This window comes from Lactonifactor longoviformis (genome assembly GCF_042848515.1).
Classification (GTDB): domain Bacteria; phylum Bacillota; class Clostridia; order Lachnospirales; family Lachnospiraceae; genus Lactonifactor; species Lactonifactor longoviformis.
In genome coordinates, this window is record NZ_AP031453.1 from 2,431,353 (window position 1) to 2,448,846 (window position 17,494).

Consider the following 17,494-nt stretch of genomic DNA (forward strand, 5'->3'; position numbering starts at 1 on the left):
ACAATATCAATTGTGTTTGACACAAGCTGGAATAGCTCAGTCGGTAGAGCACTTCACTCGTAATGAAGGGGTCGAGGGTTCAAGTCCCTTTTCCAGCTTTTATGAAAGCCCGCAGGTATGCGGGTTTTTGTATGTTTAAGAGTAAAAATTACCTCCCTGAAAAGGGCGGTTTTTTTATTTGACTAACATTAGTCTAACGTGGCAATTTTGCGTCGGATAATACACTTTTTATGATACTACCAGAGAGCGACTGTGTGTATCCTGATTATTGTATCTATGGGCGGCGGCTTATATGGAAAAAGCTGCCGTATAATCCAAAGATATGAAAGAAGTGCACTTATAGGTAAATAGTCTGGTTAAACATTCACTATCCCCCCTCATGAGCGATCAGTAGAGACACAGGGTACTTTTACATCTCTGAAATAGTACGTATTTTATTGCAATTATCTTGTGGTATTGATAGAATATACCATGGGGGGTGGAGAAATATGGAAGTAATCTTTAAGTATATAACCAAAAATCTAAGTGCAGCAGTATTGATAAGCATAGGAATAGTTGCACCTGGTATATTAACCATAGCCGCATTTGACATTGGGTTATTTGAAAGAATGGATATTATAAAATTACTGGTATTTGGGTGCTCTATATCAATAACACCAGCATGTATACTATATATTGTAACCATACTATTTTCGTTTTGCGGTAAGGATAATGTCAATCTTGCAATAAGCATGGCTTTGTCGTTTAACTGTGGTTTCTTTGCAATCGGGTTAATTCTTAAAATGTTATTTAAAATGCACATACAATATTTTATTCTTCTGGAATTATTTCAGGCGATTATTTATGCAGTTTGTTGTATATGGGATAAAAAGAGAGGAGGTAGTATTTACTAAGCATCCTTTAGGGTGCCTTTACTCTGCTTATTAATAGGTTAGAATATGCATTAGTTAGTCTTTATGTTTCCACATAAACAAATTATTTGAGGCGCTTCGTAGAAATATAGGGCGTTTTACTGTATCATAGAAGAATAGTATATAGAGAGGGAGACAAAATGAAAGACACAAATTTAAAGGTTATAGGGGCTTTCGCAGCAGGCATTGGAACTGTGGTATCAATTTATGGGTTTGTACAATTAGATAAAGGCAAAGGTCAGTATAATATAGCTGTAGAATTTGGGAATTTTGATACAGCTGGTATATGGGCCGGACATATTTTAAGTTACAAAATATGTATAGCTGCAGGGCTAGTTATGCTGTTAGTAGGAGTGATAGCGTTAATTGTATGGTGTACAAAGAAACCAATTAGCGGAGAAAATGAAAATATAAATATCACTAAAAATAATTCTGGCAATAGTGTAACTGAAAAAATGATGGAACTGAAAAGAATGAAAGATATTAATTTAATAACAGAAGAAGAATTTGAAAAGAAAAAGAAAGAATTTTTAGATTTAATGTAGAAATGATGGCTAAGAACAGAGTCACACTATAGTGGCTCTTTTTCTATATAGAGAAAGAAGGTGGGCCTACTGGCGAAAGGAAAATACGAATATTGGATGACATTGGAAGGATTGCAGTGCCGGAAGAGTGGGCAGGAGTTCTTTTTGTTTCTCATTATATGCCATATAAATTCACCTTTTTATATAAGTATATTAGGCTTTTGTGTGTTTAAGATGCCGCATAAAACTTTACTTTCAATTAAAAGCGCCCTGCATTGCTGCAGGGCGCTTCAGACTGTAGACAAAGTCCGAGGACAAGTGCCTCGGATTTTCCTCGCCATTGAGCCAGAAAAGTCAGCACTTACAAGACTTTGAGGCTCTTTTTTGGTATAATAGATGTATCAAATACAGGCGGTGAGATGCTTATGATGACACAGAATGCGGATAAAAAAAGAGAACAGATTCAGTTGTTTTGCATGGATGACATGGTTCCACAGGACCATCTGCTGCGGATCATCGACAAAGCAATCGACTGGTCCTTCATTTATGAACTGGTAGAAGAAAAATACAGTCAGGACAACGGACGCCCCAGTATGGACCCCGTCATGCTGATCAAGATTCCTTTCATCCAATATCTTTATGGCATTAAAAGCATGCGCCAGACGGTAAAAGAGATTGAGGTAAATGTCGCCTACCGCTGGTTCCTCGGGCTGGATATGCTGGATAAAGTGCCGCATTTTTCAACCTTTGGAAAGAACTATACGAGACGCTTTAAAGACACCGACCTCTTTGAACAGATATTCGAGCATATCCTTTCTGAATGCTACAAATTTAAGCTGGTAGACCCTACTGAAGTTTTTGTGGATGCCACCCATGTAAAAGCCAGAGCAAACAATAAAAAGATGCAGAAGCGTATTGCTCATGATGAGGCATTATTTTTTGAAGATCTGCTGAAACAGGAAATCAATGAAGACCGTGAAGCACACGGGAAACGTCCGCTGAAAGAAAAAGAGGATGACAGCAATACACCATCCGGTGGAGCCGGCGGCAAAGAAGAAAAGACAGTGAAAGCAAGCACTTCTGATCCGGAAAGCGGATGGTTCCGCAAAGGAGAACATAAACATGTATTTGCTTATGCAGTACAGACCGCATGTGATAAGAATGGATGGATTCTCAGCTATAGCGTTCATCCCGGGAACAATCATGACAGCAGAACCTTCAAGTCCTTATATGACAAGATAAAAGGGATCGGAATAGAGACGCTGATAGGCGATGCAGGATATAAAACTCCCGGTATAGCAAAACTTTTGATCGATCAAGGAGTCAAACCGCTCCTGCCATACAAACGCCCCCTGACAAAAGAGGGTTTCTTCAAGAAATACGAGTACGTTTATGATGAGTATTACGACTGCTATATCTGTCCCAACAATCAGGTGCTGACCTATCGAACAACCAACCGTGAGGGATATCGGGAGTACAAAAGCTGTGGAAGTAGCTGTGCAGGCTGTGCCTATCTTGCAAAATGTACCCAAAGCAAAGATCATGTAAAGACGGTTATGCGCCACATATGGGAACCTTACATGGAGATGTGTGAGGAGATCCGCCAAACCGTGGGTATGAAAGAATTATATTCCCAAAGGAAAGAAACCATAGAACGAATCTTTGGAAGTGCAAAGGAGAATCATGGTTTCCGATATACACAGATGTTTGGAAAAGCCCGAATGGAAATGAAGGTCGGGCTTACATTTGCGTGCATGAATCTGAAAAAGCTGGCCAGGATGAAAGAGAAATGGGGGCTTCTAGAGGGAGAAGCCCATTACACAAACTTTATTTGGAACGCAATTTGGTTAATAAAAGAAAACTGGCTCTGGGATACAAAGCCCAAAACCAGTTTGTCTACAGTCTGAAGCGCCCTGCATTGCTGCAGGGCGCTTAAACTTGAGGGGGGAGATAGTGAGTGGTATTACTAACTATCCGTTACTAGTATACAACAGTACATACAGTATGTCAAATGTAATTTTTAGAATACTAAATGTAATTTTCAACATCTGATGTCCGTAAAAGCAGCTGTATCCAATCACCTATTCTACAATACAGCACCTTCAGAATCATTTTCATGATAAATCCCCTTATCCTTTAGCTCCTGTACAATTCTGTGATACAGTTCTTTTGGGGGTGTCATATTGTCTATATAGTGGTCAGGCTTCAGCCCCTTTTCAATCCATTTTCCTTCCAGGATTATCATCAATTCTGACAGCTTCATTTAAAAACCTCCGCGTATATATTCCTCAGATATAAGGAGACAATACCCAAGATAAACTATATATACAGGAATGAGGTAACACGGCGGTCACACGGGGATAATCTTCTCATAAAAGAATGTTTGAGGACAATAAGGGAATACTAACGCTAGATTACATTACTGTGGAGGTATATTATGAAAAAAATAAAGGTGATTACTGTTTTACTCTGTACTCTTATGCTTATAGGCGGCTGCGGAACCAAGGATTCAGACACAGACGCATATATTCAGGAGCAGGATGAGATCATGGACCAGATGATGGATGACATGGAGATAAAAGGGACGGGCAATGCATCTCTTGATTTCCTGAAGGGCATGATTCCCCATCACAAATCTGCTATTGAAATGTCAAAGAGCTATTTAAAGTATGCGGGCGAAAAGGCAGAATTCAGCGAACTGGCCAATACTATTATCACTGCTCAGGAAGAAGAAATAGGACAGATGGAGGACATGACTGCTAGACTGGAGAAGTCAGGGACCTCTGATGAAGAGAAAGAAAAGCTATACCTGAAAGAATATAATGCTATGATGGAGAACCACGAGGATCACGAGACAGAGACAGAGGATCTGGATCGGGCATTTGCTCAGGGAATGTCCATGCATCATCAGATGGCAGTGGATATGGCAAGATTGATCCTGGCTTATACAGAGGATGAGGAAGTGAAACAGTTTGCCGATAATGTGATTTCTATGCAGGAGGAGGAAATCACCCAGATGCAGTCTTATCTGCAGGAATCAGGGGGAGGGAATCACGCCCACTGACAGCTATGCCGGACCCGGCATTTGCCAGGTCCGGTATTACTTTTGAGAGGAACTTATCTTTGGGATTGGGTAAAATTTTACAACTTAGATCTTTTTGTGTTATAATAAGATTTGCATAATTAGTAAAAAGATGGTAAAATCGAAGTTTGAAGAAGAAACTGGGTATTTTTACTCAACAAAGAACAGAGGATACATACATGGAAGATAGTATACTAGAGCTGAAAGGGATTGAAAAGAGCTTTGGAAGCTCAGAGGTTTTAAATGGAATTGAGCTGAAGATTAAAAAAGGAGAATTCATTACTTTTTTAGGATCTTCCGGATGCGGCAAGACAACTACACTTCGTATTATAGCGGGGCTGGAGATGCCGGATAAAGGACAGGTGATACTGGAGGGCAGAGATGTCACCGGGCTGGAACCTCATGAGAGAGATGTGAATACCGTATTTCAGAATTATGCTTTGTTTCCCCATATGAACGTGGAGGCAAATGTTGGCTATGCCCTGAAGCTTCGCAGGATGCCGAAGCCAGAAATTAAAGAAAAAGTAAAAAAGATTCTGGAACTTGTTCAGCTGTCCGGATACGAAAAGAGAATGCCCCAGGAACTGTCAGGGGGACAGAAGCAGAGAGTGGCGATAGCCAGGGCACTGGTAAATAACCCAAAGGTACTGCTTTTAGATGAACCCTTAGGAGCCCTTGATCTGCAGCTTCGCAGGGCCATGCAGCTGGAGCTTAAGAAGCTTCAGAAAAAGTTGGGAATCACTTTCCTATATATTACACACGATCAGGAAGAAGCCATCAATATGTCGGACAGAATTGTGGTAATGAATAAAGGGGTATTGGAACAAATCGGGACACCGGATGAGGTCTATAATCACCCTACGTCCAGTTATGTGGCTACTTTTGTGGGAAATGCCAATATTGTCAGAGGAAAGATTGTTCAGATTCAGGGAGAGGAGGCTCTTGTTGAAATCAGCACGGGAAAGATCAAAGTAATCATAGACCCGAACCGGGAACAGATAGGGCAGGAGATAACCATTGCTGTGCGGGCCGAGAATATCCTTGTCTGTGAGGAGTGCAAAGAGGCTCTCCCAGCCGTAATACTTGAAAAATCTTTCTCCGGAGGTCAGCTGCGAATGGTGATTGGACTGGAAGATGGAAAAGAGATTATAGCCAGCCGCTACGGCATCGACTCTCATGTACAGATTGGACAGAAGGTATGTGTGGGATGGAAGCCCGCTGATGCAATTATCGTAGACAGGGAGGAACAGAATGACGAAAAAGAAACATTCTAAAGTTTTTCTTACAGTTGCTCCTTTGTATCTGTTTACACTTATTTTTGTGCTGGGGCCGCTTCTCTACATGATCGGACTGAGCTTTGCCACGAATAATGACAGCTGGGGAGTAACATGGAAGTTTACCCTGGAAAATTATAAGAAGATATTTGAGCCGGTATACCTTCAGAGCTTTGCTCAGTCATTCCAGCTGGCCTTTTTTAGCACATTGTTAATCATGCTGATAGGTTATCCATTTGGATATTTTATGGCTAAGCTGTCTGCAAAATGGAAAAAAAGGATGATGCTTCTGATTATGGTGCCTTTCTGGACCAGCTCTCTGATTAGAATGTATGGATGGATTATAATACTTCAGGCAAAAGGTGTATTTAACAAATTGCTGATGGCTCTGGGTGTTATAGACGAGCCGTTAAAGATTTTATACTCATATCCCGCAGTACTTATCGGTATGGTCTATGCGCTTGTGCCGTTTATGATGCTTGCGGTGTATTCCAGTGTGGAAAAGATGGACTGGTCGCTGGTAGAGGCAGCCAGAGATCTGGGCGCCTCACCCATGTACGCCTTTATGACGGTGACACTAAAGCTGACTCTGCCGGGACTGTTGTCCGGTGTAATTCTCACCTTTGTGCCTTCTATGGGATTATTTTTCATCGCCGATATTCTGGGAGGCAATAAAATAGTACTGGTGGGAAGCCTGATTCAGGATCAGCTGACAAGAGGGAGCAACTGGCCCTTCGCTGCCGCACTGGCTGTTCTGCTGATGGTAATGACATCTCTGATGATGTATCTCTACAGAAGCATCACTCATGTGAAGGATTTGGAGGGGATATTTTGAAAAACAGAACAAAACTTCCCAATATTTATCTGGCAGTCATCATGATAATCATGTATCTGCCTCTGGTATTTGTTGTGGTATTTTCCTTTAATGAGTCAAAACTTACGGCGGCGTGGACAGGGTTTTCCCTGAAATGGTATCAGACCCTTTGGCATAATGAGGGGCTGAGGGAAGCTCTTTGGAACAGTATTGTCCTGGGGATACTCAGCTGCGGGGTTTCGGCCGTTATCGGTACCATTGGGGCCATTGGCATGGCCAGAGTAAATTATAAAAGCAAAGGGATTGTAGAGTACATTTCCACACTTCCCATTATGATTCCGGAAATTATTTTAGGAATGGTTTTTCTGGCATTTTTTTCACTTTTGAATCTGCCCTTTGGTATGACAACCCTGGTAATTGCGCATACTACATTTTGTATCCCCTACATTTTTATGATGGTGAAGGCGCGGCTGGTTGGCATTGATAAATCCATTGCAGAAGCAGCCCGGGATCTGGGTGCAACCCAGGTCAGGACCTTTTTTGACATAACATTGCCTTTGATTATGCCTGCCGTGATGTCCGGGTGCCTGCTGGCATTTGCTATGTCATTTGATGACGTAGTAATCAGTATTTTTGTAAATGGACCTAAACTGAACACGCTGCCCATTAAAATATACACACAGCTGAAAACTGGCGTGACACCGGAAATTAACGCGCTGTGTACCGTGATTCTGATTACTGTTATTTTCATATTATTTATCACTTCAGCCCTGGGGAACCGGGGAAGAAGAACAGATAAAGGAAACTAATCATGTTCAATCTTAATGTAAAGGAGAGTTATTATGAAGAGAAGAACAAAACTTCTGGGCATGCTCAGTGTAGTGCTGGCTGCGGCTCTTATCAGCGGATGCGGAGAGCAAAAGGAAGATGACTCAAAGGAACTGGTGCTTTTTACCTGGGAAGGTATGTTTCCCCAGGAGGTACTTGACGGATTTGAGGAAGAGACAGGCGTAAAGGTAGTTTATTCTAATTTTGATACGGATGAGACCATGCTGGAAAAGCTGTCCCAGGCAAAGGGCGGAGATTATGATGTAGTCATCGCGGATGACTACATCATTGAACAGGCAGTGGGCCAGGATCTGGTTCAGAAATTAGATAAAGCAGAGATACCTAATTATAAAAATATTAATCCCCTTTACCAGGGCCAGTTCTACGATCCCAAGGATGAGTATACTGTGCCTTACGGAGCCGGGATTCCTTTGATTGTCTATGATCCGGAACAGGTGGACTTTGAGATAAAAGGATATGCAGATCTCTGGAATGAAGCCTTGAAGGATAAGGTGGCATTGACAGCGAATTACCGTGTCATAAACGGTATCACACTGTTAACGATGGGTAAGTCAATGAATGAGGAGGATACCGCAGTGATCGGGGAAGCAGGTGAGAAGCTGTTGGAGCTGGCGCCCAATGTGCGTATGATACAGGACGACAATACACAGAACGCACTGTTGAACGGCGAGGCAGCGGTAGCATTTTTATACACCTCCCAGGTAACTCAGGCGCTCAGTGAGAATCCTGATTTAAAGGTAGTATACCCTCAGGAAGGGCTGGGATTCGGAATAATGTCTGCATTTATTCCTAAGGATGCCCCCAATGCGGCGGCAGCTCATCAGTTCCTGAATTATATTTTAGAGCCTGAAAAAGCGGCAGAGTGTTTTAATTATATTGGATATTACAGCACCAATAAGGAAGCGGATCCCCTGGTAAACCCAAATCTGGTGGTACCTTCTGATGTCACAAAAGGTGAAATTGTTCAAAATGTGAGTGCGGAGGCTGACGAAGCATATAACAAAAACTGGACGGAATTTAAAGCTGCCTGTGATTAAGGAGCTTTACATAATGGGATAAAAGAAAAGCACAGGATAAGGAAAGAGACATCCTTATTGCCTGTGCTTTCTTTGTATTAATTATTCGTTTCCCTCAGCAGAATCCTGCTCCCCTTCGGGATTACTGTCTGAAGTATCTTCCTCCTGTTCAGCAGGCACTTCCTGCTCCGGAGACTGGGTTGTCAGATAGCTTTGATATACATAGCCCTCCTGACCATTGAATATAACCCTGGACCATCCGTTGGCACAGTTGCCTGTGCGTACCACAGATTCGCCTCCGCGGAGTGTCCCTACAATGCTGGAATTCTTATCGTAAGAGCTTCGTACATATACATCTGAAGCTGCATAGACAGTTTCATTCACATCGGCAATGGACATTTCCTGCTGAGTCTGAGTTTCCTCCTTTGGCTTTTCTTCTTCCTCCTCTTTTTCAGCAGTCTGTGTCTTTTCCTTTTCTTCAGACTTCTTTTTGGAGGACGAATCTTTGCTTACCTTAACTACCTGAGCTCCGCTTGTGTCTGTATCATTGATACTTCCTATATAATCAATAGATACTTCATCTCCCTTTTCCAAGTCCAAAGAACTGTCTATCGCAGCAGTTTGAATGGAAAAGGTCATCTTGCCGGAATCGGTTTTAACGGACAGCTGACTGGAGGATGCAGTTACAATGGTACCGGAAATGGTATGTACTGTCTCTACCTCAGCGGTTAAGGTCTCAACCCCTTCATTGGTTATTTTTACTACTTTAGCTTTGCTGGTATCCGTCCCTGAGATTTCTCCCTGATAGGTGAGGATGACTGCATCGCCGGCTGCCATGCCATCTTTACATTCCAATGTAGCGCCTGTTACATCAAATACCAGTTCTTTGTCGTCGGTAGTTGTCATGGTAAGGGAGCTGCCTGTAAAGGTTTCAAGGGTTCCACTGACAGTTGAGGTAGAAGTGTCTGCTTCTGTAGTGGTTTCCTGGGTGGTTTTCTCTTCTGTCTCTTTTTTGTCCCCGCATCCTGCCATGGAAAAGACAAGGGCAGCTGCGAGTATAAGGCTTAGTGAACGTTTCATGGAGTTCCCCCTTTCTGCTTTCAGCCTATGCTCATTGTAAAAGTTTGCAATGGATTGGTCAACCGCATTGGGAAACTATTTATAAAAAAATAATAAATTTGTAAAATATTATTTTTTACACAGATATTTAATTAGAATAACCTGAATTTTACGGGGGAGTGATATAGTAAGCGATGTTCAAATCAATAGAATCAAATGAGGAGGAAATTTATGAAAAAAAGAAATGCGGCAAGATGGCTGTCGGGAGTACTGGCAGCGGCAATGGTATTTGGCACCGCAGGCAGTGTACTGGCAGATACAGAGGAAGGCGCAAAAAGTGCAGAAGAAAATGTCTCCCCGTACAGCGGGGCGGGGTATGCCATGGACGCAGAGTATGAGTGGAAGTATTTTCAGAATGGGGATCCCGCAGACGGAACAGTTGCAAAGGACAAATGGGGGCAGTATAACGGCTGGACAAGGAAATACGGCACAAATGCCCAGGATTCCAGTGTTTACAATGACACGGATTGGGAGACTCATGCAGGTTCATTCGATACACTGGACGGAACCTTAAATTCAGAATCACAGGCATATTTTTTCAGAGGATATTTTGAAGTGGAGGATCCCAGTGCCATAGAGGGCCTTCATCTTACTTTTGACTATAAAGATGCGGCTATCATTTACGTAAACGGGCAGCAGCTGACATCTTTAAATGTTCCGGATGTGGGATATAAGACGGAAGATACTGGAAATGGTTCCCACAAAGATAATCTGGGATACGGCAGCAAAGACGGGGATACAGAGAATATCCGCCAGGCGGATGTTACTATGCGGGATATCAGTGAGATGCTGGTAAAGGGCCAGAATGTAATTGCAGTGGAGCTGCATAAGACAGGAGCTGACAGCCAGGGGTACTTTAAGTTCGGGCATCTGGATTTGCACCCGGACACAGCAACTCTGCCGGACAGAGATGCTGTAAAAGCGGTTTCCCTGACCATTGGGGCTACACCTTCGGAATTAAATCTTACCTGGTATTCTCTGGCAACAGAGGGGGGACAAGTACAGTTCGCTAAAAAATCTGATATGACCGGGGATGCTTTTCCGGAAGAAAAGGCAGAGACCTTTGAGGCCGTGGAGACACTTACCCAGGGAAAGGTGTACACCAGCAATCAGGCAACTGTGTCCGGCCTTGAGGAGGACACTGAGTATGTCTATCGAGTGGGAAACAATGGAATCTGGTCAGAACAAGTGTATGCCACGAAAACAAAATCATCCGGTGATTTCAGCTTTATCTTTGCAGGAGACCCTCAGCTTGGTTCATCCGGAGATCTGGACGCAGATAAGGACGGATGGAGAAACACCCTGAATCTTATTCAGCAGGATCCTTTATTTTCTGAGGTTAGTTTTATCCAGAATGCAGGCGACCATGTGGAGGCAGGAACCAGTGAACTTCAGTACGACGCTTATCTGGCTAATTATGACGGAAGTCCTGTGTACAGCGTACCCTTTGCCACTGCTGTGGGGAATCATGACTACAAAGGCACTGCATATAATACACACTTTAATCTGCCTAATGTAAGCCAGCTGGGAGACTGCGGGGAAGGCAATGCCAACGGTGATTACTATTATGTATATAACAATTCCTTGTTCCTGGTAATCAACTCTAACAATCAAAGTACGGCAGAGCATAAAGAATTCATGAGGAATGCGATTCATTTAAATCCGGACACAGACTGGAAATTCGTTATATTCCATCATTCTATATACAGTACAGCCAGTCATGCGGTAGATAACGATATTCTTTCCAGGAGAAGCACACTGGCACCGGTATTTAAAGAGCTTGGTATCGATGCAGTGCTCATGGGACATGACCATGTATATACCAGAAGCTACATGATGGATGGCCTGGAACCTATGGTGGAAGAATCCACAGATGAAAACGGAGAGCCAATCAGTGAAATTACAGATCCGTCCGGTATTGTTTATATTACTGCCAACTCTGCCAGCGGCAGTAAGTATTATGAATTCTCTTCGAATCTGGAGGGAGATTATGTGGCGGTCAAAAATCAGGAGCATGTGCCCAATATCTCTAAGATTGATGTATCTGAGGACACTTTCCGAATTACCACATACAGAACCTCAGACAAATCTGTTGTAGATGAATTTACCATTCATAAAACCACAAATGAAAAACCAATCACCAAGACCTGGGAAAATGATGGAAGGGGCTGGAGATTAAAGCTCTCTGACGGAACCTATCAGACGAATAGCTGGGCGGAGATTAACGGTATTTGGTATGCGTTTGACGAAAAGGGGTATATGCGCACCGGATGGTTTCTGGATACCAACGGCGCCTGGTATTATCTCAGCAAAAGCGGGGCAATGGCTACCGGCTGGGTCAAAGTGGGAGGAACCTGGTATTATCTAAAAGAGAGCGGAGCCATGGCCGCCGGCTGGATAGAAATTGACGGGACCTGGTATTATCTGAGAGAAAGCGGAGCCATGGCCATCGGCTGGGTACAGGTGGGGGGAACCTGGTATTATCTGAGAGAAAGCGGAGCCATGGCCACTGGCTGGATACAGACTGGTAAGACCTGGTATTATCTGAAAGACAGCGGAGCTATGGCTACCGGCTGGCTGCAGACCGGGGGAACCTGGTACTACCTGAGAGGAAGCGGGGCAATGGCTACCGGCTGGGTTCAGGTAGGGGAAACCTGGTACTACCTGAGAGGAAGCGGAGCGATGGCTACCGGCTGGGTACAGATGGGAGGAACCTGGTATTACCTGAAAGAAAGCGGGGCCATGGCTACCGGATGGATAAAACTTGGAACTACCTGGTACTATCTGAAGGGAAATGGGGCAATGGTCAGCGGCCAGTCATTAAAAATTAATGGGAAAATGTACCGTTTTGACCAGAGCGGAGCATGTGTAAATCCGTAATATACCAAAAAGGCTTCTGTTGGTTTTGAACACTCAAGAACTATAGAATAGGCGGCAGGTGACAGTCATCTGCCGCCTGACGCTTTATTGGAAACTTTGTCAAAAAGGAGTTAAATAAATGAAGAAAAGGCAGAAGACAGATATCATTTTCCTGTTGCTGATTATAGTATTTAGTTTTGGGGTTTATCTTTATAATGACAAAAATCCTGTTACTCTTTCTCTGATAAACAGCGAAAGCCTGGGTTATGCAAAAGCTGAGGTAATAGAAGTAGTGGAAGAGAACGCGCGGGAAGACGAAACGACCAAGGGCAGATACTATGGAGTCCAGACTCTGCGGGCGAGAATACTTCAGGGAGATTTTCAGGGAAAAGAGGTTCTTATTGATAATTATCTATCAACCACTCATAATGTGAGGCTGCACAGCGGCCAGGCTTTTATTGCCTGCATTGATAATCCCCTGGAAGCGGAAACTTTGATCACGGTGTACAGCTATTACCGGGCACCGGTTATTTTTATGTTCGGGGGAATTATGATAGGCATTATGGTCCTGATCGGGGGAGGAAAAGGATTACGTTCTGCAGTAAGTCTTTTATTTACTATGTATACCATACTGGGATTTATGCTGCCGATGATTTTTAATGGCTATTCCCCCATCTGGGTTTGCATTGTTACTGTTGTAATAACTGCTGCGGTATCTCTGTTTCTATTGAACGGCAATCATAAAAAGACTTGGGTGGCAACCATAGCTACAGGAATGGGTGTCATTTTGTCAGGGATTATATTTCAGGTTATAGCATCCCTGGTACATGTAAGCGGATTTAACACAGATCAGGCGGAAGCGCTGATTCTGATCTCTCAGAACACGGGACTGCAGATATCACAGGTTTTATTTGCCGGAATACTGATTTCTAGTCTTGGTGCCGTAATGGATGTGGGATTATCCATCGCCTCCTCTCTCTATGAGATTACCTGCCACAAAGCAGATATCACTCCCCGGGAATTATTTCAGTCAGGGCTGCGTGTGGGGAAAGACATGATTGGAACCATGTGCAATACCCTGATTCTTGCTTTTACAGGAAGCTCATTGACGACACTTCTTATGCTGAAGGCATATGGAGTAGAGTACGCGCAGCTTATGAATTCTGATTTTATCGCGATGGAGATTGCACAGGGGATTTCCGGGACCATAGCAATTATCATGACCGTTCCCATAGGGGCACTGCTGAGTGCAGTATTATATTCCAGACGCAGATCTCCTGATGCAAATTGGTTTTGACAATAAACTAAATAAGTGTTAAAATATAAAAAATGAATAAAAAATAGCAAAAAATTATAAACATTATAAAATTTAAATAAAGGAGGATGAATCTTTAAAACATTCAAGTCGGCCCATTTTTAGCCGGAACTAGATAAAGAAAGCAGGTGAAAATGTGGAAAAAACAATTTTATGCTATGGAGACTCCAATACGTGGGGCTATATACCAGGCAGCGGCAAGCTGAGGTACGATAGGAAAATCCGCTGGCCGGGCCGGCTTCAGGAGTTTCTTGGGGAGGAATTCTATGTGATTGAGGAAGGATTAAACTCCAGAACCGTGGTGTGGGAGGATCCTGTCACCGGATATCGGAGCGGGCTGGAATATCTTATTCCCTGTCTTCAGACACACAGACCTTTGGATTTGCTTATTATTATGCTGGGAACCAATGATACACAGGAACGCTTTCAGCTGAACGGCTATAACATAGCCAGAAGTATGCGGCGCATGCTGGACGCTGTATTGATCTCCCGTTCCGGCAGAGAGGAGCAGGTGCCGAAGATACTCCTGGTAGCCCCGCCTCACATACGCGGCAATTTGCCGGAAACAGATCTTGGGGAGAATATGGGCAGGGGCTGTGAATGGCGTTCCCGGCAGATCGCACCATATTATGAAGAATTGTGCCGGGAGTACGGATGTGAGTATCTGGATGCCCAGGAGGTTTGCCAGGCAAGTCCAGTGGATGCTGTTCATCTGGACGCGGAGGGGCACAGGAATCTGGCGGAAGCTCTGGCAAAAAAAGTAAAAGAACTGCTGGTCTAGCAGAACTGATAAGGAGGCAGGAATATGGATGCTGTAAATAAAGTGTTAACGACAATGACAGGCTTTTTGTTTGGCCCTTACATGCTGGTAATTTATTTCGGAACAGGGATATACCTTACCTTTCGGACAAAAGGAATTCAATTCCGAAAATTTGGATTGGCATTCAAATCTATGTTTGGTAAAAAGAAAACAGGGGATGGTGAGATACGCTCCTTCTGGGCCCTGGCTACAGCCTTGTCCTCCTGTATCGGCGTAGGCAATATTGCAGCGGTAGCCGCTGCTCTGGCAATAGGAGGTCCGGGAGCCATCTTCTGGATGTGGGTGGCTGCTATCTTTGGCATGGCCACCAAATATTCAGAAATTGCACTGGCTATGAAATACAGGGAAAAAGATGACAATGGCGTATGGCATGGAGGCGCTATGTATGTTCTGAAGAACGGCCTGCCCAATCATAAGGCGCTTGCAAAATTCCTGGGTGGATTTTTTGCATTTGCAGCTACCTTTGTGGGGTTAATCAGCTGTAATATGCTTCAGACGAATACGGTAGTGTCTTCCTTAGCGGCATACAGCGTGCCTGCATGGCTGATAGGCGCGATCTTTGCAGTATTGACAGGGGCGGTTGTTATCGGGGGCGTGAAGCGTCTTGGCCGTGTAACCTCTATCCTTACTCCAGTCATGGGGTGCATCTATATCCTGGCCGGTCTTGTGATATTAATTCTGCACGCAGATCAGATCCTTCCTTCCCTTGGACTTATTGTGACAAGTGCGTTTCAGGGAAAGGCGGCAACAGGCGGTTTTGCAGGTGCCACCATTGGGTTTGCCATCCGGCAGGGAGTTACAAGGGGGATTATGTCCAATGAGGCAGGTATCGGCTCTTCAGCAATGATCCATGCCACAGCCTCAGTAAATCACCCCTGTGAGCAGGCGGTCTTCGGCATTGTGGAAGTATTCTTTGATACGATTGTTGTGTGCACTATGACAGCTCTCGTTATTCTGACTACTGGTGTATGGAATTCAGGAGAAACCAGCGCAGCCCTCAGTGCACATGCATTCTCTGTGGGTCTTCCGGGAGAGTGGGGAAGCATCATCGTTATCGTTGCCACTATTTTATTCGCCTTTTCCACACTGCTTGGATGGTCCTGGTACGCGGAAACCGGCATGACATTCCTGTTTGGGGATAAGGTAGTAAAGCCTTTCCGTTTTGTTTGGTGTGTGTTTGCCTTTCTAGGGGCCGTTATTAATGTCAGTGTAGTCTGGAATCTTGCGGATACGGTCAATGGCCTGATGGCGCTCCCAAACCTGATATCCCTGTGGATATTTGCGGCTGTAGTGGTGAAACTTACAGAGAGCTATTTCGGAAAAGGAAAAAAGAATCAAGTATAACTACATACTTCTGTATGAGAGGTGCCGGTTAAAAACGGCGCCTCTTTTTGCACATAAATAATATGCCGGACATATAGTATTAAGAACTAAAACTGCCGGGAGAAAGAATATGACACCTGAAAGATATGATTTTGGATTCGTCGGCGGCGATATGCGTCAGGTATACTGCGCCAGAATATTGGCGGATAAAGGATACAGGATCTGCGCTTACGGAATGCCGGAAAGTGCAGACTGTGTGAGTAAGGCAGAATCTCTGGACAGCTTAGCCGAGGGTTCCCGGGCGATTGTGGGCCCTATCCCTCTTACAAAGAATCAGAAGGATATTTTCAGTACCAGCGAAAATCTGCCTGCTGCACTCGGAGAACTTTGCCGGGCAATGAAAAAGGGGCAGTGCCTCTATGCCGGATGTATCCCCCAAAGGATTAGTGATGAAGTAAAGCAAAAGGGCGCTGATGTGTATGATTTCATGAAGGATGAAGCGCTGACCCTTTATAACACCATAGCCACAGCAGAGGGGGCGATCGCAGAGGCAATCTCAAACAGCCCTGAAAACCTGGGACACAGCAGCTGCCTGGTTCTGGGATACGGAAGGTGTGCAAGAACACTCTGCGCTTATTTAAAAGGCATGTTCTGTAATGTTACTGTCTGTGCCAGACGTCCTGAAGCCAGGGCAATGGCGTCTATCATTTCCGATGATACGATTTCTCCGGAAGAATTAAATAAATATATGGGACAGTATTCCTTTATTTTTAATACCGTACCCTGCAGAATGATAGACCGCAGTCTGTTGGAAAAAATGCCGGATCGGGGAGTTATCATTGATCTTGCATCTGCCCCTGGGGGTGTGGACTATGAAGCGGCCAAAGAACTGAACCGGAAAGCCTGTCTCTGCCTTGGCCTTCCCGGGAAATATGCGCCGGGTTCATCCGGAAAAATGATTGCTGAAACTCTTATCCAATTAACACTTTCCAAAGAAGGAGCTGTAATATGAAATTAGAAAATAAAAATATCGGTATTGCCTTTACCGGGTCTTTTTGCACTTATAAAAAAGCCTTTGCAGAACTGCAGCAGCTGGTGAAGGAAGGGGCGAAAGTCCAGACGATTTTTTCCAATGCCTCGCAGACCATTGACAGCAGGTTTGGAGATGCACAGGATTTTGTAAAAAAAGCGGAAGAGATTACCGGAATCCCTCCTATGCTGTCCATTTCCCAGGCGGAACCCATCGGGCCGAAAAGCCTGCTGGATATCCTTGTCTTATTTCCCTGCACAGGAAATACAATCGCTAAGCTGGCAAACGGTATCACAGATACCCCTGTTCTCATGGCTGCGAAGGCGCATCTCAGGAATGAAAAGCCTTTGGTCATCTCTGTATCCACCAATGATGCATTGGGTATGAACATGAAAAATATAGGCCTTCTGCTGAATGCCAAACACATATACTTTGTGCCCTTTGGACAGGACGATCCGGTGAAGAAGCCAAACTCGATGATTGCCCATACGGGACTATTAGTTCCCACACTGGAAGCTGCTTTAGAAGGCAGACAGCTGCAGCCTATTATACAATAAT

16 protein-coding genes and 1 tRNA gene are annotated in these 17,494 nt (G+C 44.1%); 15 read left to right on the forward strand and 2 right to left on the reverse strand.

The annotated features are described in order from the left end of the window. Positions 1-25: 25 nt before the first annotated feature. From ACGHCT_RS11170 to ACGHCT_RS11185, 4 genes are all read left to right on the forward strand, one after another. Positions 26-98, forward strand: a tRNA-Thr gene (locus ACGHCT_RS11170). A 390-nt stretch (positions 99-488) separates the two neighbouring features. Further along, on the forward strand, positions 489-893 hold the full coding sequence (locus ACGHCT_RS11175; protein ID WP_154261585.1) for a hypothetical protein: 405 nt from the start codon (positions 489-491) through the stop codon (positions 891-893). A gap of 158 nt (positions 894-1,051) precedes the next feature. Beyond that, the gene (locus ACGHCT_RS11180; protein WP_154261586.1) at positions 1,052-1,456 is read left to right on the forward strand and encodes a hypothetical protein; all 405 of its coding nucleotides are present in this window, start codon (positions 1,052-1,054) and stop codon (positions 1,454-1,456) included. 398 nt (positions 1,457-1,854) lie between these two features. Next, positions 1,855-3,342: an IS1182 family transposase gene (locus ACGHCT_RS11185; protein WP_390436657.1), complete on the forward strand. Its 1,488-nt coding sequence runs from the start codon at positions 1,855-1,857 to the stop codon at positions 3,340-3,342. 179 nt (positions 3,343-3,521) lie between these two features. On the opposite strand, the gene ACGHCT_RS11190 is transcribed toward ACGHCT_RS11185, so the two are convergent. Next, a complete protein-coding gene (locus tag ACGHCT_RS11190) occupies positions 3,522-3,698 on the reverse strand; it encodes a hypothetical protein (RefSeq protein WP_158640982.1) in 177 nt (58 codons plus the stop codon). Positions 3,699-3,872: 174 nt separating this feature from the next. Between ACGHCT_RS11190 and ACGHCT_RS11195 the strand changes: the two genes are divergently transcribed. The 5 genes from ACGHCT_RS11195 to ACGHCT_RS11215 all read left to right on the forward strand — a co-directional run bounded on the left by ACGHCT_RS11195 (position 3,873) and on the right by ACGHCT_RS11215 (position 8,491). Next, complete coding sequence (locus ACGHCT_RS11195; RefSeq protein WP_390440084.1) at positions 3,873-4,499, forward strand: DUF305 domain-containing protein; 627 nt, start codon at positions 3,873-3,875, stop codon at positions 4,497-4,499. Positions 4,500-4,696: 197 nt separating this feature from the next. Continuing rightward, the gene (locus ACGHCT_RS11200) at positions 4,697-5,791 is read left to right on the forward strand and encodes an ABC transporter ATP-binding protein (protein WP_390440086.1); all 1,095 of its coding nucleotides are present in this window, start codon (positions 4,697-4,699) and stop codon (positions 5,789-5,791) included. After that, positions 5,769-6,626: an ABC transporter permease gene (locus ACGHCT_RS11205; RefSeq protein ID WP_154263130.1), complete on the forward strand. Its 858-nt coding sequence runs from the start codon at positions 5,769-5,771 to the stop codon at positions 6,624-6,626. Before ACGHCT_RS11200 ends, ACGHCT_RS11205 begins: the two co-directional genes overlap by 23 nt. Then, a complete protein-coding gene (locus tag ACGHCT_RS11210; protein WP_154263127.1) occupies positions 6,623-7,414 on the forward strand; it encodes an ABC transporter permease in 792 nt (263 codons plus the stop codon). Before ACGHCT_RS11205 ends, ACGHCT_RS11210 begins: the two co-directional genes overlap by 4 nt. Before the next feature lie 33 nt (positions 7,415-7,447). Beyond that, positions 7,448-8,491, forward strand: coding sequence for a spermidine/putrescine ABC transporter substrate-binding protein (locus ACGHCT_RS11215; RefSeq protein WP_226904001.1), 1,044 nt, complete (start codon positions 7,448-7,450; stop codon positions 8,489-8,491). Positions 8,492-8,572: 81 nt separating this feature from the next. Here ACGHCT_RS11215 and ACGHCT_RS11220 read toward each other — a convergent pair whose 3' ends face one another. Beyond that, positions 8,573-9,550: an SH3 domain-containing protein gene (locus tag ACGHCT_RS11220; RefSeq protein WP_154263118.1), complete on the reverse strand. Its 978-nt coding sequence runs from the start codon at positions 9,548-9,550 to the stop codon at positions 8,573-8,575. Positions 9,551-9,760: 210 nt separating this feature from the next. Between ACGHCT_RS11220 and ACGHCT_RS11225 the strand changes: the two genes are divergently transcribed. The 6 genes from ACGHCT_RS11225 to ACGHCT_RS11250 all read left to right on the forward strand — a co-directional run bounded on the left by ACGHCT_RS11225 (position 9,761) and on the right by ACGHCT_RS11250 (position 17,493). Beyond that, positions 9,761-12,469, forward strand: coding sequence for a fibronectin type III domain-containing protein (locus tag ACGHCT_RS11225; RefSeq protein WP_390440089.1), 2,709 nt, complete (start codon positions 9,761-9,763; stop codon positions 12,467-12,469). 118 nt (positions 12,470-12,587) lie between these two features. Then, the gene (locus ACGHCT_RS11230) at positions 12,588-13,745 is read left to right on the forward strand and encodes a YibE/F family protein (RefSeq protein ID WP_256282175.1); all 1,158 of its coding nucleotides are present in this window, start codon (positions 12,588-12,590) and stop codon (positions 13,743-13,745) included. A 154-nt stretch (positions 13,746-13,899) separates the two neighbouring features. Beyond that, positions 13,900-14,544 carry an SGNH/GDSL hydrolase family protein gene (locus tag ACGHCT_RS11235; RefSeq protein WP_226904003.1) on the forward strand — a complete coding sequence of 215 codons (645 nt, stop codon included), beginning with the start codon at positions 13,900-13,902 and terminating at the stop codon, positions 14,542-14,544. A gap of 24 nt (positions 14,545-14,568) precedes the next feature. Then, complete coding sequence (locus tag ACGHCT_RS11240; protein ID WP_154260485.1) at positions 14,569-15,927, forward strand: sodium:alanine symporter family protein; 1,359 nt, start codon at positions 14,569-14,571, stop codon at positions 15,925-15,927. 109 nt (positions 15,928-16,036) lie between these two features. After that, entirely contained in the window at positions 16,037-16,918 is an 882-nt protein-coding gene (gene dpsA / locus ACGHCT_RS11245) for a dipicolinate synthase subunit DpsA (RefSeq protein ID WP_226904004.1), read from the forward strand. Next, a complete protein-coding gene (locus ACGHCT_RS11250) occupies positions 16,915-17,493 on the forward strand; it encodes a dipicolinate synthase subunit B (protein WP_154260481.1) in 579 nt (192 codons plus the stop codon). Before dpsA ends, ACGHCT_RS11250 begins: the two co-directional genes overlap by 4 nt. The last annotated feature ends 1 nt before the right edge of the window (position 17,494 follow it).